Origin of the sequence: Alcaligenes nematophilus (assembly GCF_026344155.1) — a bacterium.
GTDB lineage: Bacteria > Pseudomonadota > Gammaproteobacteria > Burkholderiales > Burkholderiaceae_B > Alcaligenes > Alcaligenes phenolicus.
Window position 1 is genome coordinate 575432 of the sequence record NZ_JAPKMZ010000001.1, and the last position, 22754, is coordinate 598185.

Below are 22754 nucleotides of genomic sequence, written 5' to 3' on the forward strand. Positions count from 1 at the left end.
TATGAGCCAGTCCATTATATTGAAGCCCGTGATGCAATGGTCCGGCCCCTTGCGTCGAAAAGTAAACGCTCAGCCGCAATTTGGAGCGTGGCTGGAAGAGCAAGCCCAACACCCTGTCACCCCCGCATTGATTACGCAATGGTATAGGACTTTGCTGCCCGAGCCCGATAATGATCGTCTGGCACAAGTGCGCCAGGCCTTGCGCCAACTGCGCGAACGGGTCTTTCTGGTGCTGATGATCCGCGATATCAATGGCTTGGCGCCCCTGGATGAAGTCATGCAAGCCATGAGCAGCCTGGCTGATCTGGCCGTGGCGCAAGCCTATGAGACCGTGGCCCGGCAACTGGCTGACGTACACGGTATTCCTAGAAACTCGGAAACCGGCCTGCCCCAAGAGATGATTATTTTGGGTATGGGCAAGCTGGGCGGGGGGGAATTAAACGTTTCCTCGGACATTGACCTGATCATGCTCTACGACGAGGACGGCGAAACCGAGGGTCGCCGCCCCCTGAGCTATCACGAGTTTTACGGCAAAGTAACCCAGCGCATGATGCCCGTGCTGTCTGATACTGACGCCTTCGGCCAGGTGTTTCGCACCGACTTGCGCCTGCGCCCGGACGGTGATTCGGGACCGCTGGCCTGGAGCATGCAGGCCCTGGAAAACTATCTGGTCAATCAAGGCCGGGAGTGGGAACGCTATGCCTGGATCAAGGCGCGCCCCATCAAGGCCCAGGCCTTTGAAGGCAGCCGTAGCGCCGGCGATATACATCACTTCGAAGCGCTGCGTACCCCTTTTGTGTATCGCAAGTATTTTGACTTTGATGCCCTGTCCGCCCTGCGCGGCCTGCGCGAGCGCATCCGTCAGGACTGGACACGCCGCGCCCTGAACCGCAATGGCGTGGAGACCTGGCACAACATCAAGCTGGGGGATGGCGGGATTCGAGAAATTGAGTTTGTGGTCCAGCTCAATCAACTGATACGCGGTGGACGGCAACCTTCCCTGCAAACCACCAGCCTGCACAAGGCCCTGCGCGGTCAATGCGCGGCCGGTCTGCTGGACCAGGAGGTCTGCGACAAGCTGCTGGCCGCCTATACTTTCTTGCGACGTGTCGAACACCGCTTGCAGTACCGCGAAGACGAACAAACCCATTTGCTGCCCCAGGACGAGGAACTGCGCACCGAGCTGGCCGCCACCTTGGGCCTGAGCCTGCCCGACTTCGATGAACAGTTAGGCCAGCACAGAAAGTTTGTGTCGCATACCTTCCGCAATGCCTTCCGTCTAGCGGGTATGGGGGAAGAAGCCAGTGCCGAGCCTCCTGTAGCGGCAGCCCCCACCCTCGAAGTCAACAGCGCCGAGCAAGATCAGGCTTTGCAGGAACGCATCGAACAATTACGTCAGGCCCTTTTGAACAGCCATCGCCTGCGCAGCCTGCCCAATGCCAGCCTGGATCGCGTACAACGCTTGATCCCCTTGGCTGAGGACTACGCCTACCGCTCCGAAAACCCGGAAATGACAGCGACACGGCTCTTCAACCTGATCGAGCTGATCGCCCAACGCAGTGCTTATCTGGCTTTGCTGGCTGAATACCCCGATACGTTGGCCCGCGTCGCCCGTATTGTCTCGGCCAGCCCTTGGGCCGCCCAGTATCTGGCTCAATACCCGCTCCTGCTGGACAGCCTGATCGAATGGCATTCGCTAATGGAAATTCCGGACTTTGCAGCCCTGTCCGAGCAAATGTGCCGCGATCTGGACGCCTGCCGCCTGCCCGATGGCCAGGCTGATGTCGAACAGCAAATGAACATGATGCGCGACTGGCAACACCAGATCACCTTCCAGTTGCTGGCTCAGGATCTGGAGGGCGTGCTGACGGTAGAGGCACTGGCCGACCAGCTCTCGGCCCTGGCCGATATGATGCTGGCCGAGACGCTGGAGCGTACCTGGCCTCTGACGCGCCCCCGCAGCCTGGGCCCTGAACACGACACCCCGCCCCGCTTTGCCGTCATCGCCTACGGCAAGCTGGGCGGCAAGGAAATTGGCTACGCCTCGGACCTGGATCTGGTGTTTCTCTATGACGACCCCAGCCAGGATAATGTGGAGCGCTACATCAAACTGGCTCGCCGCATGACCAGCTGGTTGTCGGCCATGACCTCCTCCGGTCGTCTCTACGATATTGACCTGCGTTTGCGCCCGGATGGCGATGCCGGTTTGCTGGCCGTCAGTGTGGATGCCTTCGAGCAGTATCAAACCCGTAGCGCCTGGTCCTGGGAGCATCAAGCCATTACCCGTGCCCGTTTTGTGACCGGGGATGCCCAGATCAAGGAACGCTTCGATGAAATCCGCCGCTCCATCTTGTTGATGGAACGCGACCGTCGCAAACTGCACGCAGACATTCTGGACATGCGTGACAAGATCAGTGCCGGGCACCCCAACCGCAGCGAGCTGTTTGATTTGAAGCACGACCGTGGCGGCATGGTGGATGTGGAGTTCATCACCCAGTATCTGGTGCTGTGCCATAGCCGCGAGCATCCCAAACTGCTGGAAAACCTGGGCAATATCGCCTTGCTGGGCATTGCCGCGCAAGCGGGCCTGATTGCGGTTGACCATGCTCAGGAGGTGGCCGATGCCTACCGCGCCCTGCGCCGTCGTCAGCACGCTTTACGTCTGGAAGGGGCGGAAAAAGCCCGTGTGCCGCAGACCGAACTGACTCAGGAACGACAGGCCGTGACGCGACTATGGGACGAGGTCCTGGGGTACTAAGGCAACAGATTGATTTCACTAAACTTTGCCAAGAATCTACAATAGTCGCATTGATTTATTGTGCGACCGACTCGGGACGCCCTTTTTCTCGGATTCAGATTCATGTCCACTCAGCTCAATCGTCCAGTTTTAACCATGCCGGAAAAGCGCGAGAAATTGCTGCTGCACTCCTGCTGTGCCCCCTGTTCGGGCGAGGTGATGGAGGCCTTGCACGCCTCGGGGATTGAATACACCGTTTTTTTCTACAACCCCAATATCCATCCGGTGCGCGAATATGAACTGCGCAAGCAGGAAAACATCCGCTTTGCCGAACAGCACGGTATCGAATTTATTGATGCCGACTACGACGTGGATAACTGGTTTGAACGTGTACGCGGCCTGGAACACGCTCCCGAACGTGGCGAGCGTTGTACGGTTTGTTTTGACATGCGCTTTGAGCGCACAGCCCTCTACGCCCATGAAAATGGCTATGACATCATCTCCAGCGTCCTGGGTATCTCGCGCTGGAAAGACATGAACCAGATCAACGACTGTGGCGAACGCGCCGCAGCCCGTTATCCGGAGATGAAATACTGGACCTACAACTGGCGCAAAGGTGGCGGCTCGCAACGCATGCTGGAGATCAGCAAGCGCGAGAACTTCTATCAGCAGGAATATTGCGGCTGCGTGTACTCGCTGCGCGACACCAACCGCCACCGCCGCTCGCAAGGCCGCCCTCGTGTCGAGATCGGTGTGAAGTTCTACGGCAAGGATGAACTGGATCTGACTCCGCCCCCAGCACCGGCGCACGAGAACGCCTAAGCGAGGCCTGAACGGTCGTCCTTACGGTCTCAGTACACGTGACTAAGACAGTCTCTGCTTGACAGCTACCCTTTATACAAACACTGCATGGCTGAGCCACACCAAGATTCTGAATAGCTTCGTCTTTGCTAAAACCCAAGTGGGGGGCACAGATCACAGGTAAAGCAACCCAAGCTTGAAACAATCCGTCTAGCCAAAGAAAAAGCGCCTTGGTTGCCCAAGGCGCTTTTTTTACTGCCGTTTCAACTAAGGCTTACTGCATGCGCTGGTCCGCTCTACTGCTCAACGCTCACCAGCACAGCAGTAATCAGAGCCTGCTCATTACTGGATACTGCGGGTGAACGTAAACTCGCCGTCCTTCCAGTCCACAGGCACCACATCCTTAGGACCAAAGCGGCCTTCCAGAATCAAGCGTGCCACCGGGTTCTCAATGTGCTGCTGAATGGCACGTTTCAAAGGACGTGCGCCAAACACAGGGTCAAACCCGGCCTTGGCCAACTGAGCCAAAGCAGCCTCGCTGACTTCCAGATGCATGTCACGTTGAGCCAGACGCTGATCCAGACGTTCAAGCTGGATACGAGCAATGGACTCGATGTGTTCTGCTTCCAGACCGTGGAATACCACCACTTCGTCGATACGGTTCAGGAACTCGGGGCGGAAATGCTGCTTCACTTCTTCCCACACCACTTCCTTGATCACATCGTAAGGTTCGCCCGACAAACGCTGGATATGCTGCGAACCCAGGTTGGAGGTCATGATGATCACCGTATTGCGGAAGTCCACCGTACGGCCCTGACCATCGGTCAAACGACCATCGTCCAGCACCTGCAAGAGCACGTTAAAGACGTCGGGGTGTGCTTTCTCGACCTCATCCAGCAAAATCACCGAATAAGGTTTGCGACGCACGGCCTCGGTCAGGTAACCGCCCTCTTCATAGCCCACGTAGCCGGGAGGCGCCCCGATCAAACGAGCCACCGAGTGTTTCTCCATGAATTCGCTCATGTCGATACGAATCATGTGATCCTCGGAATCAAAGAGGAAGTTGGCCAATGCCTTGGTCAGTTCGGTCTTGCCCACACCGGTTGGCCCCAGGAACAGGAAGGAACCATAAGGGCGGGACGGATCAGACAGACCGGCGCGCGAGCGACGGATGGCATCCGACACCAAACGTACGGCTTCACCTTGGCCGACCACACGCTTGTGCAAGTAGTCTTCCATCTGCAAGAGCTTTTCACGCTCGCCCTGCATCATCTTGGACACAGGAATACCGGTTGCACGCGAAACCACTTCCGCGATTTCCTCGGCACCAACCTGTGTACGCAACAAGCGAGGCTTGTCCTGATCAGCCTTGTCCATATTGGCTTCAGCCGCTTTCAGGCGCTCTTCCAGCTCGGGCAGCTTGCCGTATTGCAGCTCGGCCAACTTGTCGAACTGGCCCTTGCGTTGCAGCTCGGCCATTTCGGCACGCACTTTCTCGATTTCCTCTTTAACGACTTGCGAGCCCTGAACTGCCGCTTTTTCGGCTTTCCAGATCTCTTCGTAGTCGTTGTACTCACGCTGCAGCTTCTCCATCTCGTCATTGATGGCCTGCAAACGGCGCTGAGAGGCTTCGTCCGTGTCCTTGATGACCGCTTCACGCTCGATCTTCAGCTGAATGATGCGGCGATCCAGCTTGTCCATGACCTCGGGCTTGGAGTCGATCTCCATACGGATACGGGCCGCGGCCTCGTCGATCAGGTCAATGGCCTTATCGGGCAGGAAACGGTCCGTAATGTAGCGCTGCGACAGCTCGGCCGCAGCCACAATGGCCGGGTCAGTAATCGCCACACCGTGGTGCAGCTCGTAGCGCTCCTGCAAACCGCGCAGAATCGCAATGGTGGACTCCATGTCCGGTTCGTTAACCAGCACTTTCTGGAAACGACGCTCCAGAGCCGCGTCTTTCTCGATGTACTGGCGGTACTCGTTCAGCGTAGTAGCACCGATACAGTGCAGCTCGCCGCGCGACAAGGCGGGTTTGAGCATATTGCCGGCATCCATGGCACCTTCGGCCTTACCGGCGCCCACCATGGTGTGCAACTCGTCAATAAAGACAATGGTTTTGCCATCGTCCTTGGACAGCTCTTTCAAGACGGCTTTCAGACGCTCTTCAAATTCGCCACGGTACTTGGCACCCGCCAGCAAGGCAGCCAGGTCCAGCACCAGAACGCGCTTGCCCTTCAGGGTTTCGGGCACTTCGTTGTTCACGATACGCTGCGCCAAGCCTTCCACAATGGCGGTCTTACCCACACCAGGCTCACCAATCAACACGGGGTTGTTCTTGGTGCGACGCTGCAGAATCTGGATAGTGCGACGAATTTCGTCGTCACGGCCAATCACCGGGTCCAGCTTGCCCAGACGGGCACGCTCGGTCAGGTCAGTGGTGTACTTGTCCAGCGCCTCACGGTTGCTATCACCTTCGGCATCATTCACATTGGCACCACCGCGTACGGCCTCAATGGCCGCTTCCAAGGCACGGCGCTGCAAGCCGGCATCGCGCAAGGCACGACCGGTTTCGCCTTTGTCGTCAGCCAGGGCCAGCAGGAACAACTCGCTGGCGATATAGGTATCACCGCGCTGGGCGGCTTCCTTGTCGGTTTTCGCCAAAGCGGCTTGCAGAGCCGAGCTGAGCTGCTGCTGACCTTCCGCCCCTTGTACCTTGGGCAGATTGGAGATCAGGCGGTTAAGCTCATTTTCCAGACGGGGAATGGCGACGCCCGCACGAGCCAGCAAGCTGCCAGTGCCGGAATCGGCATCGGCCAGCAAGGCGACCAGTACGTGGGCGGGTTCCAGATAGGGGTTGTCTTCGCGAACAGCCAGGCTCTGCGCATCGGCTAGAGCCTGTTGAAACTTCGTTGTCAATTTATCGATTCGCATAGAATTTTCACTTGAGAAAATATGCGATAAGCTAAAGCAAACAGTTACTAAATACTGCTCGCCCAGATCTCGCAACAAATAACAGGATGAATTGAAGATAAGGACAAAAACCAAGTATTCAAGTGTTTGGATCGCTTTTAAACAACAACCTGGCAAGAGCAGTCTGACCGCGCTGTACCCGGCATGGGCAGCCGCTTCCCGCATGGCGCGGCCCTTAAGAACTAAACATATTAAGGATTAGCGGGAATACCAACCAATAAAAAGCTACAATTACACTTGATTTGACTCAAAGATTTAGCGTTTCGCCATCTGACATTATTCCTTATGCAAAAACGTATCTCGGTTACCGCTGACTCCATACGCTGCTCCAGTTGTATGCTCAATGAGGTATGTCTACCTCTTGGGATGCCTAAGCATGAAATGGAGCGGTTGGACGAATTAGTCAAGGAGCGCATCCGCATCCCCAAGGGCGGCGTGCTGTTTCGACTAGCCGACTCAGTCGAGGGAATCTATGGTCTGCGCTCTGGTTCTATCAAGATGCAGCTGGAAGATTCCACCGGCCACATCCAGATTACGGGCTTTTTATTACCAGGAGAAATCCTTGGCATGGATAGCCTGGTTGAAAACCGCCATGTCTCTCATGCCATCGCCCTGGAAGACAGCGAAGTCTGTGTGATCCGCCTTGATGATCTGGACCGCCTGTCGGCCCAACTGCCTATCTTGCAACAACAATTCCGTCGCTTGATGAGCAAGGAAATCAACCGCGCCCATCAACTGATGATGACCTTGGCCGGACTGCGTTCCGAGCAGCGCCTGGCCGCCTTCTTGCTGAACCTGTCCCAGCGCCTGTCGCTGCTTGGCTACTCCCCTTACGAATTCATTCTGCGCATGAGCCGCGAAGAAATCGGCAACTTCCTGGGCCTGACACTGGAAACGGTCAGCCGCCTGTTCTCGCGTTTTGCGCGCGAAGGTCTGCTGAAAATCTCCCAGCGTGAAGTCCACTTGCTGGATCTGGCCGCCCTGCGCACGCTGGCAGGCACGGAGTGCGATTAAAGCCACTGGCTGGCTACTTGCTTTACCTGGCATTGCCTAGGGCTTACGCAAGGCTCTGAACGTCTCTAGGGCCTGCTGCATCACTCCCCAGCACCAAGCGCGCACAAAAAAAAGCACATGCAGTTTGCATGTGCTTTTTTGTCTTTTGGCGCTTGTCGAAATCAGTCCAGACTATCTGCCGGTTCAGCCAGTACCGCTGGCGAACCAGAGGACATATACAGGCTAAGCGTACAAGCCACCGCAGCGGCCACCCAGAACAGAAAAAACGCCACCGTATAAAAGGTCAGTCGATCTACTTGCATATGTCCAAGCACAACGATGTCCAACGGGTCTACCAAAGCAAACACAATTGCACTCAGTACCCCAGCGACCAGGAATGAAGGCCACAGTATCCACATCAACGATCGGATGGTCATTCGTACCCCCTTCTTGAACGGAAACATACTTCTCTCAACCCTAGCGTAACGGTGTATCAACTACTTTTAGCGCTGCTCGCGGGCAGGCTCGCCTTTGGTGACGACCAGACCTTGCTTGACGCCGCCGTCCGTCACTCCCTGATTACTGAAGTTCTGGAACGCCAGCACAATGGTAATGACGCAGCCCACGATAGCCAGAGCCGGGCCGGCCATCAACAACCAGGGCCACGGTTCACGCCACCAGGGTCCACTGTCCTTTGATTCGTCCATTTTTTGCTCTTTATAAAGTTACTGAGGAATATAAAAACTACTGCGTTCATTCACGTAGGTTTTGCGGCCCCCTTCATGCTCGCCGACTGCCTGAATGGAAATATCATACAGGCCTGGCTTGGCACTACTAATTGGGACTTGCACCACGACAGGCAATAATCTATTGCCTGCAGGGGCCACATGAATGTGATCCTGGCCGTTCTCGGTCAAGTGAATGCGTGCACCTTCCAGACCTGTTACGGACAACTGCAACTCCATCGCCTCTTCCGAGGTATTGATGACTTGCAGACGGAACACGTTTTCGATCATGCCGCCAGGCACTTCACGGCCCAGAGCACCACGGTCACGAATCACGTCCACACGCATCGGGGTACGGGTTGCCAAGGTGTAGACGAAGGCACCGCAAATGACGGCCAGAATCAGGATATAAGACAGCACGCGCGGGCGCAGCATGCGACGTCGCACCTGCGATTGCGTCATGCGCTCTTTAATGGCGCGCTCCGAGGTGTAGCGGATCAGGCCCTTTTCATAGCCCATCTTGTCCATGACCTGGTCACAGACGTCCACACAGGCGCCACAGCCAATACACATGTATTGCAGGCCATCACGAATATCAATACCGGTCGGACAGACCTGAACACAGAGGCTGCAGTCCACACAGTCGCCCATACCGGCTTCTTTGTGGTCAATCTTGCGAGATCGACCACCGCGGGTTTCACCACGCACAAAATCGTAGGTCACCACAAAGGTATCGCTGTCCACCATGGCACTTTGGAAACGTGCGTAGGGGCACATGTACTTACAGACGGCTTCGCGCATGAAACCGGCGTTACCCCAGGTGGCAAAGGCGTAGAACAAGAGCCAGAACCACTGCCAAGGGCCCAGAGACAGGGCGATCAGCTCGCCACCCAGTTCACGGATAGGAGCGAAGTAGCCGATAAAGGTAAAGCCGGTCCACAAAGCAATCACGATCCACAGGAAGTGCTTGGTTGCTTTGAGACGTAGTTTGCGGGCGTTCCAGGCTTGCTCATCCAAGCGGATACGCGCCAGACGGTCCCCTTCCACCTTGCGCTCAACCCACATGAAGATCTCGGTGTAGACCGTCTGCGGACAGGCATAGCCACAGAACAAACGTCCGGCCATGGCGGTGAAAAGGAATAAGGAGAAGGCAGATATCAGGAGCAGCACCGTCAGGTAAATAACGTCCTGGGGCCACAAAATCATGCCAAAGATGTAGAACTTGCGTTCCAGCAGGTCAAACAGCACGGCCTGACGGCCATGCCATTCCAACCAGGGCAGACCATAGAAAATGATCTGCGTGAAATACACCATCCAGATCCGCCAGCGGGCGAATACGCCCTTGACGGATCGTGGATAGATTTTGCTGCGTACATCGACCAGCGCCTTCTCGACTTGCGGAGAGGTTCCACCCGCTCCCTTGGTGTTACGTGGAGGTTGCCACTTGGGCACAGTTCCCTGCGCGTTATCAGCGCTGGGTTGGGAAGAATCACTACTCATTGCAAGTCCTGAAGGCGTCAGATCAATTTAAAACACATTAGTTAGCCTGGGCAGGCTCGGCATTGTTCGACAAGCCCCAGACCCAACCCGCCAGCAAACGAATCTGCTCAGGAGTCAAAGTGGCTTTCTGAGCCGGCATCTGGTTGGTACGACCCTGCAAGACGGTCTGAACGATGGTGGCTTCGGAGCTGCCATACAACCAGTAATCGTCCGTCAGATCAGGAGCGCCCAACAAGGTGTTGCCCTTGGCATCCGCACCGTGACAGGCAAAACATGCGCTGTCATAAACACGCTTACCAGCCACCAGACGCAGAGGATCTGCAGCCAGGCCGGACAAGGAGCGCACATACTGAGCCACGTCGGAGGCTTGAGCGGGGGTGAATTGCGCTTGTGGCGGCATCATCCCGGTACGACCTTCGGTAATGGTGTGCAGAATCTGCTCGGGCTCGCCACCCCACAACCAGGCTTTATTGGCCAGGTTAGGGAAGCTGGGAGCACCTTGTGCATCAGAACCGTGACACTGGGCGCAGTTGTTCAGAAACAGGCGCTGACCAATTTCGCGAGCTTCCTGATCGCGAGCGATCTCTTCAATAGGCATTTCGCGGTAACGGGCGTACACAGGCTCCAGGCGAGCATTGATCTCGGCCTGTTGCTGCTTGACCTGTTGGCCGGAACTAAAACCCAATGTGCCCTTGAAACTGCCCAGGCCGGGATACAGCACCAGGTAACCCAAGGCAAACACACACAAACCGATGTACATCACGGTCCACCAGCGAGGCACTGGAGTGTTCAGCTCGGTCAGGTCACCATCCCAGACGTGGCCGGTTTCTTCCACATCGACCGTCTTGCCCAGAAATGCACGCTGAGTAAATAACAGCCACAAACAAAATATGATGCCTAACAAGGCGATGCCGGAAATCCAGAGGCTCCAGCCATTGTTAAAAAAGTCACTCATTCGGAACCCCCAGGGTTTTTATCGTTGATTCCCTCGTCGGGCAAGGCGAAAGGCAGAAGCGCTGCTTCTTCGTTGGCCTGGCGGCGTCCCCGAGAGAACGCCCACCAGCAAATGCCAAGGAAGGTAGCCATCGCCAAAGCGGTCACAACAGCGTTGATGATGGCTAGCATTTAGTGGCTCCCCTGCTCCACAGCCTTGGCGGCTGCGTCGCGACTGGCTACGCCCAGGCCCTGCAAGTAAGCAACCACTGCATCTTCTTCGGTCTTGCCTACCAGCTCCTGAGGAGCAGCATCAATTTGTTCCTGCGTGTACGGCACGCCCAGGGTACGCAGCACCTTCATGCGATCCTGCACGTTTTCACCTTCCACCGAGTTCTTCTGCAGCCATGGGTAGGCGGGCATATTGGACTCTTTGACCACGTTACGTGGGTTACGCAAGTGAATGCGGTGCCATTCGTCGCTGTAACGCTGACCTACGCGGGCCAGGTCAGGACCGGTACGCTTGGAGCCCCACAGGAAGGGGTGGTCGTACACGGACTCACCGGCCAGCGAGTAAGGACCGTAGCGCTGCACTTCGGACTGCAGCATACGGATCTGCTGGGAGTGACAGCCCACACATCCTTCACGGATGTAGATGTCACGACCAATCAGTCGCAAAGGTTCGTATGGCTGGATGCCTTCGGTAGGCTGCGTGGTCGAGTGTTGAAAGAACAAAGGTACGATCTGTACCAGGCCAGCGAAGGAAATCACCAAGATACTCAGGATGATCAGCAGCCCGGTATTTTTCTCGATCGTGGCGTGCGAAAAGCGCTTATTAGTGTCATTAGCCATGATTTACTCCTTAGGCCAGCACAGGGGTTGGACCCACCAGGGCTGGATCGCGGGCGTCTGGGTTCTTGAGGGGCACAACAGGGTTGATGCCTTTCTCGCCTGCACGGATGGTCAGGAACACGTTCCAGGACATCAGCAAGATACCGGCCACAAAGAAGGCGCCGCCCAGAGCACGGATTGCGTAGAAGGGGTAAGTAGCTTTCACGACTTCCACAAAGCTGTACGTCAAGGTGCCATCAACACCGGTAGCACGCCACATCAGACCTTGCATCACACCGGCAATCCACATCGCGGCGATATACAGCACCACGCCCAGGGTAGCCAGCCAGAAGTGCAGGTCGATCAGACGAGGACGAGCCATTTCAGTACGGCCGTACAGACGGGGGATCAAGTAGTACAGAGAACCGAAGGTAATCATGGCAACCCAGCCCAACGCGCCGGAGTGCACGTGACCAATGGTCCAGTCGGTGTAATGCGACAGCGCGTTCACCGTACGGATGGCCATCATGGAACCTTCAAAGGTAGACATACCGTAGAAGGACAGAGCCACAACCATGAACTTCAGGATCGCGTCAGTACGCAGCTTGTGCCAGGCACCCGACAAAGTCATGATGCCGTTGATCATGCCGCCCCAGGAGGGAGCCAGCAGAATCAGGGAGAAAGTCATGCCCAGGGACTGAGTCCAGTCTGGCAAGGAGGTGTACAGCAAGTGGTGAGGACCTGCCCACATGTACGTAAAGCCCAGAGCCCAGAAGTGAACGATGGACAAACGGTAGGAGTAGATGGGGCGGTTGGCCTGTTTGGGGATGAAGTAGTACATCATGCCCAAGAAGGACGTGGTCAGGAAAAAGCCCACGGCGTTATGGCCGTACCACCACTGCACCATGGCGTCCTGCACACCGGCGTAGGCCGAGTAGGACTTCATGAAGCTGACTGGCAGTTCCAGGTTATTGAAAATGTGCAGTACAGCGATGGTAACGATGTAGGAGCCAAAGAACCAGTTGGCCACATAAATGTGACGCACACGGCGCTTGACGATCGTGCCAAAGAACACAATGGCGTAAGCCACCCAGACCAGCGTGATCAGGATGTCAATCGGCCATTCCAGTTCGGCGTATTCTTTGGAGCTGGTGTAACCCATAGGCAGGGTAATGACCGCGGCCACCAGCACGGCTTGCCAACCCCAGAAGGTGAAGGCTGCCAGCTTGTCGCAGAACAAACGGGCCTGACAGGTACGCTGCACGACATAGTAGGATGTCGCGAACAAACCGGTGCCACCAAAGGCAAAAATCACAGCGTTCGTATGCAGTGGACGCAGACGTCCAAAACTAAGCCACGGTGTGTCGAAATTGAGTTCTGGCCAAATCAACTGCAAGGCAATAAAAAGGCCTATTGCCATGCCGATGACGCCCCAAAATACGGTCATGATGGCGAACTGCCTCACAATCCCGTAATTGAAGACTTCGGCGTTATTTCCGACTGCATCGGAAGTGCCCATTTGCTTCCCCTAAACAAACATTGTTAATACAAGCGACAACAAGCTACATCATCCAGCAAGTCGGTAATCTGCTACTTGATGCTTATCAAAAAACTTCGGAAAGCACGCGCTCGCGCGTGTTTCCGCCCCGCAGACTGTGTGTCGCCGACCATTTGCAGGGCTAAAAAACAAAAAAATTGGAAGGTATCAGGAATCGGGTGGACGCTCTGCTCCCGACAAACCCGCTGTGGAGTCGTCGTCCAGCAAGATGGAATCAGCCGCATTGCCCGTGTCTTCAAACTGGCCAGCAAAAATGGCCCACCAGAAAGAGACACCGATAACAATGACCAGAAAAATGGAGATGGGGATCAGGACCAGCAAAGAGCCAAACATATCAGCCCTGCCTTGCTGCTGGACCGGTCCACTGAGCCGGCACCTCGCGGGTGCGGCTGCGATAGATGCGCCAGGAGTTGGCCGCCACGGCCAAAGAGGACACCAGCATGCTGACGGCGGCCAGCCAGGGGGCCACAATGCCCAAGGCCGCCAATGGAGTCATGAGCAAGTGCCAGACAATCGAACCGTACAGGTTTTGACGGGCGATGCGGCCAGTTTGCTGGGTCAGTTGTACAACTTCAAATTCATTCCTGGCAGGTCGGGCCAGCAAGCCGGCATGCGCCGAAGCGACGGCGGAGGGAACCGACATGGACATGGCACAGGGACAGCTCATGACCAGCATGGCAACCACAACAGGAACGACATGCGAAGGGTCCATCCAGTACCAGACCAGACCAAAGGCGGCGGCCAATACCAGCTGAATGCTGACGAACCAGAATGCCAGAGTATTGGCATGACCTGTCACGGACTGGCGAAAGCGTTCGATCAGGTCATGGGATGCGGACTGCGTCACCGACTGGCGGGCGCAAAGCTCCAGATAACGGGCAGTCAGCAAAAAGGCCACGAACATCGTGACCGAGTCGTAGTACACCTCGCCCTGCTGGATCCAGGTGTTGTACACACTAGGCAGGAAAGCACCCACAATACCCAAGGCCACCGGCACATCCATGCCTACACGACCTTCGGACAAGCTTTTGACAGCCCCTTTCAGGATGGGCCAGGCACAGTACAGCACGACAGGCATGGTCAAGCACAGGCCCGCCCAATTCATGAGCACAATGACTTGCGAGAGAGATTCAATGTCTTCAGCGCGAGTGCTGAAAGAGCGCATATAGCCGGGGAAAGCAAACATCATCACCTGCATGGCAGCCAGCCAGGACAGGCCCAAACGGGCTAATGTGTGTCGCCGACGCGACCGCTGCTCATCGGTGAGGGGCTTTGGAAGAGAAAAAATCGAATATGCGCGCATGGAAGGACTATAAGCCACTGATATTTCTTCATTCTTGATTTAAATCAATACGACTTTGCTTCGATCCTATATCGTTGTCCTTATGCATCTTGTTCAGGCCGTTACCCCCCCAACGCGGCGCTAACTGTTCAATGCTTTCAAGGCTGCTTATTGGCAGCCTTTTTTTTATTCCATCCGCAACACAGTGCAAGGATTTCGCACTGCTTATGCGTCCCTTGCGCGGCCAAAGTCTACCACGCCTTTTCCCTATGAGAATGCCTTGATTATCAAGACTTTTCATGACGAAATAATGTAGCGCTGTGAATGCAAATCAATCCACGCAAACGTGCACCTTGAATTGAAGAACAGGCAGGTCTGACCACCCGCTTTGCAAGCCTTTTCGGGCTTGTTTCCGCTCCCTCTTTCCATACTTTCAAAGTCTGTTCAAAACAGCTGCCACCAAATATCAAGCCTTCAAATTTGATATTTGAAATATGTAGCTTTTAAGCAAAAAAGTGTGCCAATAAAAAAGCAGCCCACCGACTGGAGCGTACGGTGGGCTGCCTGCAACCAGAGAAGGGGCTATCTACCCTTCCCTGTCCTGCTTATGCCTCGGAGGGCGCAAACTGCTCGGCTTCTGTGGAGCCGGCCAGTGCGGTCGTCGAGGACTTACCGGCTTCAACTGTCTGAGTGACAGCATCAAAGTAGCCTGTACCCACTTCGCGCTGGTGTTTCACAGCGGTAAAGCCCAGGGGTGCAGCGGCGAACTCTTTTTCCTGCAGTTGAACGAAGGCGCTCATCTGGTTGCGGGCGTAGCCGTGGGCCAGCTCGAACATGCCGTAGTTCAGTGCGTGGAAACCAGCCAGAGTGATGAACTGGAACTTGTAGCCCATGGCGCCCAGCTCGCGCTGGAACTTGGCAATCGTGGCGTCGTCCAGGTTCTTCTTCCAGTTGAACGATGGCGAGCAGTTGTAGGACAGCAGCTTGCCAGGGAACTGACGGTGGATGGCTTCCGCGAAGCGGCGGGCGTACTCCAGATCCGGTGTGGAGGTTTCGCACCAGACCAGATCGGCATAAGGAGCGTAGGCCAGACCACGGGCAATGGCTTGATCCAGACCGGCACGGGTGCGGTAGAAACCTTCCACCGTACGCTCATCCAGAATGAAGGGGCGATCGTACTCGTCCACATCGCTGGTGATCAGGTCCGCTGCATCCGCATCCGTACGGGCAACCAGAATGGTGGGAACGTCCAGAACGTCAGCAGCCAGACGAGCAGCCACCAGTTTGGAGATGGCCTCACGAGTTGGCACCAGCACTTTGCCACCCAAGTGACCACACTTCTTGGCCGAAGCCAGCTGGTCCTCGAAGTGAACGCCAGCAGCGCCAGCCACAATCATGGCCTTCATCAGTTCAAATGCGTTCAGCACACCACCGAAACCGGCTTCCGCGTCGGCCACGATAGGAGCGAAGTAATCCACGTAGCCTTCGTCACCCGGGTTCACCCCTTCCATCCACTGGATCTGATCACAGCGGGCCAGGGAGTTGTTGATGCGACGCACCACGGATGGCACCGAGTTGACGGGGTACAGCGACTGGTCAGGGTACATTTCGCCAGCGCTGTTAGCGTCGCCAGCCACTTGCCAACCCGACAGGTAAATCGCTTTCAAACCGGCCTTGACCTGTTGCATGGCCTGGTTACCCGTCAGGGCGCCCAGTGCGTTCACAAAGGGTTCCTGATTGATGGATTGCCACAGACGCTCAGCACCACGGCGAGCCAGGGTGTGCTCCTCAACCAGAGAACCACGCAAACGAATCACTTCCTCAGCGGTGTAACCACGCTTGATACCTTGCCAGCGTGGGTCTTCTGCCCAGCGTTTTTGCAAATTGCGGATCTCAGTTTCTCGAGCATTCATGGTGAACTCCTAAGATGGATTTAACAGTGAACAAGATGACTACAGTCTACCCAAATGCTGCACCGCATCCATGTTTTCTATCTTATATAAGAGTAAATATTTTTCTTTTAAAAATCATATAGATATATAATTAATTTCGAGATATGAAATTACTTACCTGTTTGTGAAATGAAAATCTGTGCGGCGCGCAAGCCGTTTTTTGCATACTGAGACAAGGATTTCACAATGTGGGATAATCGCCTTTATACCGCCCGGTGAGCGCCTGCTCGCTGCACCGGTTTCCCGTTTTATTTCTGCAGCACCCGTCAATGAGCAACAACTCCCCTCTTAAAGACTCGCCTCTTGGGCACGATGTGGTTTATCCCACACAGTACGATCCCAGTGTCCTGTTCGGTATTGAGCGCTCCCTGAACCGTCAGGCGCTTCAGGTTCCCGAGCAATGGTACGGCGCCGATATCTGGAACGGTTACGAGATCTCCTGGCTCAATCCCAAAGGCAAACCTGTCGTCGCCCTGGCGCGCTTTGTTATTCCCTGGAATAGCCCACGCATCATCGAGTCCAAATCCTTCAAGCTTTATCTGAACTCGTTTAATGATGAAGTGGTGGAAGATATGGCCAGCCTTGTGCAGCGTATGGAGCAAGACTTGAGCGCGGTTGCCGGTGCCGCTGTCAATGTGACGCTAATTCCGCTCAAGGCCTTGAACGGTCAGCCTATCAGCCAGTTGGAAGGCCACTGCATTGATGAGCTGGACATCAGCATTCAAGACTACACACCACAAAGCGGCTTGCTGCAATGCCTGCCAAACACCCCCATCGTGACCGAGTCTCTGGTCTCTGATTTGCTCAAGTCCAATTGCCCCGTTACCGGTCAACCCGACTGGGGCAGTGTGCAAGTACGCTATACCGGCCCGCAGATTGATCCCGCTTCCTTGCTGCGCTATATCGTCTCACTGCGCCGTCACACCGAGTTCCATGAACATTGCGTGGAACGTCTCTACAGCGATATCCAGCAAAGCTGCAAGCCTGAGCGTTTGCTGGTGTATGCGCGCTACACCCGCCGTGGGGGCCTGGATATCAACCCCTGGCGCAGCAGCCATGCTGATAGCGTGGAAGAACCACGCCTGGCGCGTCAGTGATCTCTATATAGCTATATAGAGATGCTTGAACCGGAAAAACCAATGTGCTTTTCTGAGTTCACGGCTACAAGCTTCCCCCCTGCTTTAAGGCAGGGCAAGAAAAAACCCCAAAAACCTATCAAGTTTTTGGGGTTTTCTTTTATGGCCTTCCGAAGCGGCCTTGCATAGCAACGGGCAGATCAGGATTTGGTCGCGCGGCTTACTGTAGAGGCCACATACACAGCTAAACCGGCCGCGGTCCAATACCCGATGGCGGCACCATACCAGGGAGCCTGGGTCAAACCCACGTCCAGCAGCAAACCAAAGCCCACTGGTGCCAGGGAAGAACCTACGTCCATGCCCGAGTACACCAGGCCATACACTGCGCCGGTAGCCCCTTTGGGGGTGACACGGCGTATCAGCATGTCCCGCGATGGCGAGGCAATGCCCGAGCAAAAGCCAGCCGCCCCCACCACAAACAAGGCCAGCGAAGGCATGACCCAACCAGCACCCAGTACCAGCAGCAAAGCGCCCGATACGCACAGGGACACAAACACAATCAATTCAGAACGTGGTGTCGTGGAAGCAATAAAACCACCCACAAACATGCCCGCTGCCGAAGCCAGCATGAAGCCGGACAAGGCCGTACCCGCCGTTACCTTATCAATGCCATAGGTGTTGTGCAGCATAGGAATGGTGTAATTCTGCACCACGGCCATCGCTGCTGTAGCAAAGGCAAAGAACAGGAAGGCACCCCACAAGGAAGGACGCGACAACAAGGTAGACAAGGTCGTCCAGACCGACTCCTTGGCCTGCGGACGCGCAGGCGCTGCTCCCGAGGCCGTGCGCCCTGCCAAAGCATCCCGGTTCATCAGAACCAGCACCAGAATAGCCGCAATCAGGGCTGCCGCCGACAGTACAGCAACGCGCCAGTTGAAATAAATGGTCAGCGTGGTAATAAAGACCGGCGTCAGGGCCCAGCCCAGATTCCCAGTCAAACCGTGTGCGCTAAAAGCGTGGCCCAAACGAGCCGGGCTGACACGATGATTCAGGATGGAGTAATCCACTGGGTGGAACACGGCATTACCCACGCCACCGATCAAGGCCGCCGCCAGCAACATGCCATAGCCATTGGCCGTCCCGATCAGCAAGGCCGCCACCACAAAACAGGACAGGCCCACTTTCAGGACCGGCAAGGCTCCGATACGGTCAACCAGAAAACCGGAAGAGGCCTGCCCAAAACAGGACACCAGATAAAAGGTGGTCACCAGACCACCCAAGGTCAGGAAGTCGTAACCGAACTCTTGGCCAAGGGAAATATACAGTGTGGGCAGAATCAGCTGAAAGAAGTGCGAACTGGCGTGTGCGATACCGATAACGCCAATAACCCGCCAGTCCTGTGAACCGTCAGGCCCCGCCCCATCCAGCGTCGTTGTTGATGAATTAGCCATTTGTATTAGAGTTGCTTTTTCTTGATTTCCGGCCAGGCCTTCTGCAAGTAATAGCACATGGACCAGACCGTGAGAACCGCGGCCACAATAATCAGGGCTTGCCCAATAATCCGTGTCGGCAGGCCCATGACAGGCGACCAGTACAACAAACAAGGAATGGCAACCATTTGCGCGGCGGTTTTGAATTTACCCAAGCGATGAACTGCCACACTACCACTGGCACCAATCTTAGCCATCCATTCCCGCAATGCCGAAATGGTGATTTCACGGCCAATAATAATCAGGGCGATAAAGGCATCCACACGGCCCAGATCCAGCAAGACCAGCAAAGCGGCACTGACCATGAGTTTGTCCGCAACCGGGTCCAGGAAGGCCCCGAATGAGGACGTCTGGTTCCAGCGGCGAGCCAGCCAGCCGTCAAACCAATCCGTTGCGGCGGCCACGATAAACACCGAAGCGGCCCACAGATCGCGTGTTTCCATGCTCAGCCAATCCGCTGGCAGATAAAACAGGGCGACGATCAAGGGGATCAGAACGATGCGAAGCCACGTCAGGGCTATGGGCAGATTAAAAGGCATAGCTTGGATACCAACCTAATTTAAAACAAAGGCTCTCGCCTATCGTAAAGCATGATAAATGCGTTCGGCCAGTTCAGTGGATATTCCATCAACCGCACTAAGCTCATCAATACTTGCGTCCGCAACGCCACTAAAACCACCAAAGCGAGCCAGCAGACGCTGACGCCGTTTGGCGCCAATCCCGTCAATATCTTCCAGGCGTGACACATTGCGCGTTTTGGCACGTTGGGCACGCATGCCCGTAATGGCAAAACGGTGCGCTTCGTCACGCACCTGAGCGACCAGCATCAGTGCCGCCGACTCCACACCCAAAGCCACAGGCGGGCGATCATCGGCAAATACCAGGGTTTCCAGACCTACTTTACGCTTTTCACCCTTGGCAACGCCGACCAGGACGTGAATATCCAGGCCCAGTTCCACAAAAACCTGGCGGGCAATTTCCACCTGCCCCTTGCCACCGTCGATCAACACAATGTCGGGCAAAGGCGCCAAACCTTCGGCAACCCGCGAGAAACGTCGGTTCAGCACTTGGCGCATGGCCGCATAATCATCGCCGGGCGTGATGCCTGCAATGTTGTAGCGGCGATAAAGCGAGTTCTGCATCTCGTGGTGTTTATAAACCACACACGAGGCTTGGGTGGCCTCCCCTGCGGTATGGCTAATATCGAAACATTCGATGTGCAGGGTATCAAGCTGGGCCTCATCCAGGTCCAGTTGCAGGGCTTCGGCCAGGGCTCGGGTACGGTCAGCGCGAGCGGTGGATTCGCTCAGCACACGGGCCAAGGCCAGGCCGGCATTCTTGGTGGCCTGCTCCAGCCAGATCTTGCGTACCCCTTGGGGGCGCACCACCACACGCGCCTTCACACCGGTTTGCTCAGCCAGCAATGGCATCAGGTCTGCATCGGGCAAAGCGTGCGAACAGACCAGAACCGGCGGCATGCGGCGCTCCAGATAGTGCTGGGCGATAAACGCGGCCAGCACATCGCTAGGGGTGTCATCGTTGATTTGGGTGGGGAAGAAAGCACGGTCACCCAAGTGACGACCGCCACGCACCATGGCCAGGTTCACACAGAACTTACCACCGGCGTTCAGCACCACAATAATGTCTACGTCTTCCTTGCCCACCTGCTCCATGCTTTGCTGCTGCAGTACGGCGGACAGGGCTTTCATCTGGTCGCGCAAAATCGCTGCCTGCTCGAAATCCAGCGAGTCCGAAGCCTGCATCATGCGCTCTTGCAGCTCGCCCAGAATTTCAGAGGTATTCCCGTCCAAAAAGCTGATGGCACGCTGCACATCCAGCTGATACTGCTCGGGCGCGATCAAGTTCACACAGGGGGCCGAACAGCGCCCGATCTGATGCAGCAAACAGGGACGGCTGCGGTTGGCGTAAACGCTGTCTTCACAGGTCCGCAAACGAAACACCCGTTGCAGGATCTGAATGGTTTCACGCACCGCCCAGGAGTTGGGATAAGGGCCGAAAAAATGCCCTTTCCCGCTGGTACTGCCCCGGTAATAGGCAATACGAGGCGCCTGATGGGCGCTGATCATCAGGTAGGGGTAGGACTTGTCGTCCCGGAAAAGAATGTTGTAGCGCGGCCGCAGGCGCTTGATAAGGTTATTTTCCAGCAGCAAGGCCTCGGCCTCGCTGCGGGTAACGGTTACCTCGATGCGCGCGACGCGCGCCACCATATGGGCAATACGGGGGCTGCTCAGCGTTTTCTGGAAGTACGAGCTGACACGGCGCTTGAGATCACGCGCCTTGCCCACATACAGTACCTCGCCCTGTTCGTCGATATGCCGGTACACGCCCGGCAGATTCGGCAAATCAGACAGAAAGGATTTTAGATTGAAGTCCGCGGGCATATTGATAGTGTTCATCCGCTTGCAAAGCGTCCCAATCCAAGGCTGGCGTCGTCGGCATCAGACGACGGATGCGATTTTGGGATTCCTCGGAAATCGTGAAATCCAGGCGCGAGAGCAGATCGTCGGCCAGATCGGGACGATTGCATACCAGCACCATGTCGCAACCAGCACCCAGGGCAGCCTGAGCACGTGCCAGGATATCGCCCACGACAGTGGCGCCTTCCATGGTCAGGTCGTCGGAAAAAATCACGCCGTCATAAGCCAGGGCCTTGCGCAGCACACGCTGAATCCAGTATGGCGAAAAGCCGGCTGGCAACGGGTCCACTTTGGAATAAATCACGTGTGCCGGCATCACCGAAGGTAGCTGCAAGGTGCCCAGCCAGCCATAAGGAGCGGCATCCTCGTCCAGAATCTCTTCCAGCGTACGGTCGTCAACGGGAATCTCGTGATGCGAATCTGCCTCTACGCCGCCATGGCCAGGAAAGTGCTTGCCGCAGGCAGCCATACCGGCCTTGTTCAGACCACGGATCAAGCCGGCCGCCAACATGGAGACGGCACGGGGATTACGGTGGAAAGAGCGATCACCAATCACCTTGCTGACACCCCAGTCCAGATCCAGTACCGGCGTAAAGCTCATATCCACGCCGCAAGCGCGCAGCTCGGCCGCCAGCACATAGCCCGTATCGGCGGCAACAGCAGCGGCCTTGACGGCATCGCGCGTCCACAGCTGACCCAACTGGCTCATGGCGGGCAGCGTGGTAAAGCCATCCTCGCGGAAACGCTGTACCCGGCCCCCCTCGTGGTCCACGGCGATCAGCAAAGGCTCATCCCGCGCTTCGTGAATGGACTGGCACAGGGCGGTCAGCTGAGCACGATTTTCAAAGTTGCGGCTGAACAGGATCACGCCACCGACCAGAGGGTGACGCAGGCGCTCACGCTCCTGATCCGTCAGGACCATGCCCTGCACGTCCACCATGACCGGGCCCGGAGGCAGCACTGCTTGCGAGGAAGAACTCATTTAGTATCAGACTCAGCTAAGGATAAGGAAGGAATGGCAGGCGCTTTGGCTTCCAGCACCACAAAGGCCATGGCCATATCGGATTCATCTGTCAGGGAAATATGAACGGCCCCGAAGCGGGCGTCAAACCAGTCTTGCAAATCAGCAGACAGGCGCACTACCGGGCGGCCACCAGGCGCGTTCAAGGTTTGCATGCGTGACCAGGCCATAGGCATGCGCATGCCCAGCCCCACCGCTTTGGAAAAAGCTTCCTTGGCTGCGAAACGGGTGGCCAGATAGCGCAGGCCGCGCACCGGGTCGCGTGCCTGACGGCGGGCATAGACCTCTCGCTCCTGCTCGCCCAGAATGCGCTTTACAAAGCGATCACCATGACGAGCCAAGGCGCGCTCGATCCGCTCGATACGGATCAGGTCGGTGCCGATGCCGGCAATCAAACCGGACGGTATTGGGGGCATGATGTCATCAGAAAAAATACTGCAAAAG

General features: G+C 56.2%; 20 protein-coding genes. 4 read left to right on the top strand and 16 right to left on the bottom strand.

Annotation, left to right across the window (positions count from 1 at the left end):
- Position 1 precedes the first annotated feature (1 nt).
- Both glnE and OSH04_RS02760 read left to right on the top strand, forming a co-directional pair.
- Positions 2 to 2758 carry a bifunctional [glutamate--ammonia ligase]-adenylyl-L-tyrosine phosphorylase/[glutamate--ammonia-ligase] adenylyltransferase gene (gene glnE, locus OSH04_RS02755; RefSeq protein WP_266107911.1) on the top strand — a complete coding sequence of 919 codons (2757 nt, stop codon included), beginning with the start codon at positions 2 to 4 and terminating at the stop codon, positions 2756 to 2758.
- Positions 2759 to 2860: 102 nt separating this feature from the next.
- Positions 2861 to 3559 carry an epoxyqueuosine reductase QueH gene (locus OSH04_RS02760; protein WP_026483517.1) on the top strand — a complete coding sequence of 233 codons (699 nt, stop codon included), beginning with the start codon at positions 2861 to 2863 and terminating at the stop codon, positions 3557 to 3559.
- 321 nt (positions 3560 to 3880) lie between these two features.
- On the opposite strand, the gene clpB is transcribed toward OSH04_RS02760, so the two are convergent.
- Positions 3881 to 6472, bottom strand: a complete 2592-nt coding sequence (gene clpB, locus OSH04_RS02765) for an ATP-dependent chaperone ClpB (protein ID WP_009455937.1) — start codon at positions 6470 to 6472, stop codon at positions 3881 to 3883.
- Positions 6473 to 6796: 324 nt separating this feature from the next.
- Between clpB and OSH04_RS02770 the strand changes: the two genes are divergently transcribed.
- Positions 6797 to 7525, top strand: a complete 729-nt coding sequence (locus tag OSH04_RS02770) for a helix-turn-helix domain-containing protein (RefSeq protein WP_009455938.1) — start codon at positions 6797 to 6799, stop codon at positions 7523 to 7525.
- Positions 7526 to 7686: 161 nt separating this feature from the next.
- Here the strand turns inward: OSH04_RS02770 and OSH04_RS02775 are convergent, their stop codons facing one another.
- The 10 genes from OSH04_RS02775 to aceA all read right to left on the bottom strand — a co-directional run bounded on the left by OSH04_RS02775 (position 7687) and on the right by aceA (position 16246).
- Complete coding sequence (locus OSH04_RS02775) at positions 7687 to 7941, bottom strand: hypothetical protein (RefSeq protein WP_022983138.1); 255 nt, start codon at positions 7939 to 7941, stop codon at positions 7687 to 7689.
- Positions 7942 to 8007: 66 nt separating this feature from the next.
- Positions 8008 to 8211: a FixH family protein gene (locus tag OSH04_RS02780; RefSeq protein WP_009455940.1), complete on the bottom strand. Its 204-nt coding sequence runs from the start codon at positions 8209 to 8211 to the stop codon at positions 8008 to 8010.
- 18 nt (positions 8212 to 8229) lie between these two features.
- On the bottom strand, positions 8230 to 9729 hold the full coding sequence (gene ccoG / locus OSH04_RS02785) for a cytochrome c oxidase accessory protein CcoG (RefSeq protein WP_026482942.1): 1500 nt from the start codon (positions 9727 to 9729) through the stop codon (positions 8230 to 8232).
- Positions 9730 to 9766: 37 nt separating this feature from the next.
- Positions 9767 to 10684, bottom strand: coding sequence for a cytochrome-c oxidase, cbb3-type subunit III (gene ccoP, locus OSH04_RS02790; RefSeq protein ID WP_035272722.1), 918 nt, complete (start codon positions 10682 to 10684; stop codon positions 9767 to 9769).
- A complete protein-coding gene (locus OSH04_RS02795) occupies positions 10681 to 10854 on the bottom strand; it encodes a cbb3-type cytochrome oxidase subunit 3 (protein WP_035272721.1) in 174 nt (57 codons plus the stop codon). The genes ccoP and OSH04_RS02795 overlap by 4 nt, the downstream gene beginning before the upstream one ends.
- Complete coding sequence (ccoO, locus tag OSH04_RS02800; protein WP_035272720.1) at positions 10855 to 11514, bottom strand: cytochrome-c oxidase, cbb3-type subunit II; 660 nt, start codon at positions 11512 to 11514, stop codon at positions 10855 to 10857.
- 10 nt (positions 11515 to 11524) lie between these two features.
- On the bottom strand, positions 11525 to 13012 hold the full coding sequence (gene ccoN, locus OSH04_RS02805; RefSeq protein WP_021446465.1) for a cytochrome-c oxidase, cbb3-type subunit I: 1488 nt from the start codon (positions 13010 to 13012) through the stop codon (positions 11525 to 11527).
- A gap of 186 nt (positions 13013 to 13198) precedes the next feature.
- Positions 13199 to 13384, bottom strand: coding sequence for a cbb3-type cytochrome oxidase assembly protein CcoS (gene ccoS / locus OSH04_RS02810; RefSeq protein ID WP_009455947.1), 186 nt, complete (start codon positions 13382 to 13384; stop codon positions 13199 to 13201).
- Position 13385: 1 nt separating this feature from the next.
- Positions 13386 to 14354: a hypothetical protein gene (locus OSH04_RS02815; protein WP_051359093.1), complete on the bottom strand. Its 969-nt coding sequence runs from the start codon at positions 14352 to 14354 to the stop codon at positions 13386 to 13388.
- A 584-nt stretch (positions 14355 to 14938) separates the two neighbouring features.
- On the bottom strand, positions 14939 to 16246 hold the full coding sequence (gene aceA, locus OSH04_RS02820) for an isocitrate lyase (RefSeq protein ID WP_009455950.1): 1308 nt from the start codon (positions 16244 to 16246) through the stop codon (positions 14939 to 14941).
- Between the two features lie 308 nt (positions 16247 to 16554).
- On the opposite strand from aceA, the gene queF reads away from it, so the two are divergent.
- Positions 16555 to 17382, top strand: a complete 828-nt coding sequence (gene queF / locus OSH04_RS02825; RefSeq protein ID WP_083053354.1) for an NADPH-dependent 7-cyano-7-deazaguanine reductase QueF — start codon at positions 16555 to 16557, stop codon at positions 17380 to 17382.
- Positions 17383 to 17561: 179 nt separating this feature from the next.
- On the opposite strand, the gene OSH04_RS02830 is transcribed toward queF, so the two are convergent.
- Genes OSH04_RS02830 through acpS form a run of 5 tightly spaced genes read right to left on the bottom strand, consistent with a single transcriptional unit; the run spans position 17562 to position 22726 of the window.
- Positions 17562 to 18812 (bottom strand): MFS transporter, encoded by a 1251-nt coding sequence (locus OSH04_RS02830; RefSeq protein WP_083053353.1) that lies wholly within the window; start codon positions 18810 to 18812, stop codon positions 17562 to 17564.
- Between the two features lie 5 nt (positions 18813 to 18817).
- Entirely contained in the window at positions 18818 to 19390 is a 573-nt protein-coding gene (gene pgsA, locus OSH04_RS02835; protein WP_026482947.1) for a CDP-diacylglycerol--glycerol-3-phosphate 3-phosphatidyltransferase, read from the bottom strand.
- A gap of 39 nt (positions 19391 to 19429) precedes the next feature.
- Positions 19430 to 21253 (bottom strand): excinuclease ABC subunit UvrC, encoded by a 1824-nt coding sequence (uvrC, locus tag OSH04_RS02840; RefSeq protein WP_035272716.1) that lies wholly within the window; start codon positions 21251 to 21253, stop codon positions 19430 to 19432.
- Positions 21216 to 22271: a beta-N-acetylhexosaminidase gene (gene nagZ, locus OSH04_RS02845; protein WP_035272713.1), complete on the bottom strand. Its 1056-nt coding sequence runs from the start codon at positions 22269 to 22271 to the stop codon at positions 21216 to 21218. The genes uvrC and nagZ overlap by 38 nt, the downstream gene beginning before the upstream one ends.
- The gene (acpS, locus tag OSH04_RS02850) at positions 22268 to 22726 is read right to left on the bottom strand and encodes a holo-ACP synthase (protein ID WP_060185274.1); all 459 of its coding nucleotides are present in this window, start codon (positions 22724 to 22726) and stop codon (positions 22268 to 22270) included. The genes nagZ and acpS overlap by 4 nt, the downstream gene beginning before the upstream one ends.
- Between the last annotated feature and the right edge of the window lie 28 nt (positions 22727 to 22754).

What these genes read in the sequence shown, in the direction of transcription:
- OSH04_RS02795 (WP_035272721.1), bottom strand. Translation starts at nt 10,854, where the DNA reads ATGCTAGCCATCATCAACGCTGTTGTGACCGCTTTGGCGATGGCTACC.
- ccoO (WP_035272720.1), bottom strand. Translation starts at nt 11,514, where the DNA reads ATGGCTAATGACACTAATAAGCGCTTTTCGCACGCCACGATCGAGAAA.
- OSH04_RS02770 (WP_009455938.1), top strand. Translation starts at nt 6,797, where the DNA reads ATGCAAAAACGTATCTCGGTTACCGCTGACTCCATACGCTGCTCCAGT.
- clpB (WP_009455937.1), bottom strand. Translation starts at nt 6,472, where the DNA reads ATGCGAATCGATAAATTGACAACGAAGTTTCAACAGGCTCTAGCCGAT.
- acpS (WP_060185274.1), bottom strand. Translation starts at nt 22,726, where the DNA reads ATGCCCCCAATACCGTCCGGTTTGATTGCCGGCATCGGCACCGACCTG.
- glnE (WP_266107911.1), top strand. Translation starts at nt 2, where the DNA reads ATGAGCCAGTCCATTATATTGAAGCCCGTGATGCAATGGTCCGGCCCC.
- ccoP (WP_035272722.1), bottom strand. Translation starts at nt 10,684, where the DNA reads ATGAGTGACTTTTTTAACAATGGCTGGAGCCTCTGGATTTCCGGCATC.
- OSH04_RS02760 (WP_026483517.1), top strand. Translation starts at nt 2,861, where the DNA reads ATGTCCACTCAGCTCAATCGTCCAGTTTTAACCATGCCGGAAAAGCGC.
- uvrC (WP_035272716.1), bottom strand. Translation starts at nt 21,253, where the DNA reads ATGCCCGCGGACTTCAATCTAAAATCCTTTCTGTCTGATTTGCCGAAT.
- OSH04_RS02775 (WP_022983138.1), bottom strand. Translation starts at nt 7,941, where the DNA reads ATGACCATCCGATCGTTGATGTGGATACTGTGGCCTTCATTCCTGGTC.
- ccoN (WP_021446465.1), bottom strand. Translation starts at nt 13,012, where the DNA reads ATGGGCACTTCCGATGCAGTCGGAAATAACGCCGAAGTCTTCAATTAC.
- pgsA (WP_026482947.1), bottom strand. Translation starts at nt 19,390, where the DNA reads ATGCCTTTTAATCTGCCCATAGCCCTGACGTGGCTTCGCATCGTTCTG.
- OSH04_RS02780 (WP_009455940.1), bottom strand. Translation starts at nt 8,211, where the DNA reads ATGGACGAATCAAAGGACAGTGGACCCTGGTGGCGTGAACCGTGGCCC.
- aceA (WP_009455950.1), bottom strand. Translation starts at nt 16,246, where the DNA reads ATGAATGCTCGAGAAACTGAGATCCGCAATTTGCAAAAACGCTGGGCA.
- OSH04_RS02830 (WP_083053353.1), bottom strand. Translation starts at nt 18,812, where the DNA reads ATGGCTAATTCATCAACAACGACGCTGGATGGGGCGGGGCCTGACGGT.
- ccoS (WP_009455947.1), bottom strand. Translation starts at nt 13,384, where the DNA reads ATGTTTGGCTCTTTGCTGGTCCTGATCCCCATCTCCATTTTTCTGGTC.
- OSH04_RS02815 (WP_051359093.1), bottom strand. Translation starts at nt 14,354, where the DNA reads ATGCGCGCATATTCGATTTTTTCTCTTCCAAAGCCCCTCACCGATGAG.
- nagZ (WP_035272713.1), bottom strand. Translation starts at nt 22,271, where the DNA reads ATGAGTTCTTCCTCGCAAGCAGTGCTGCCTCCGGGCCCGGTCATGGTG.
- queF (WP_083053354.1), top strand. Translation starts at nt 16,555, where the DNA reads ATGAGCAACAACTCCCCTCTTAAAGACTCGCCTCTTGGGCACGATGTG.
- ccoG (WP_026482942.1), bottom strand. Translation starts at nt 9,729, where the DNA reads ATGAGTAGTGATTCTTCCCAACCCAGCGCTGATAACGCGCAGGGAACT.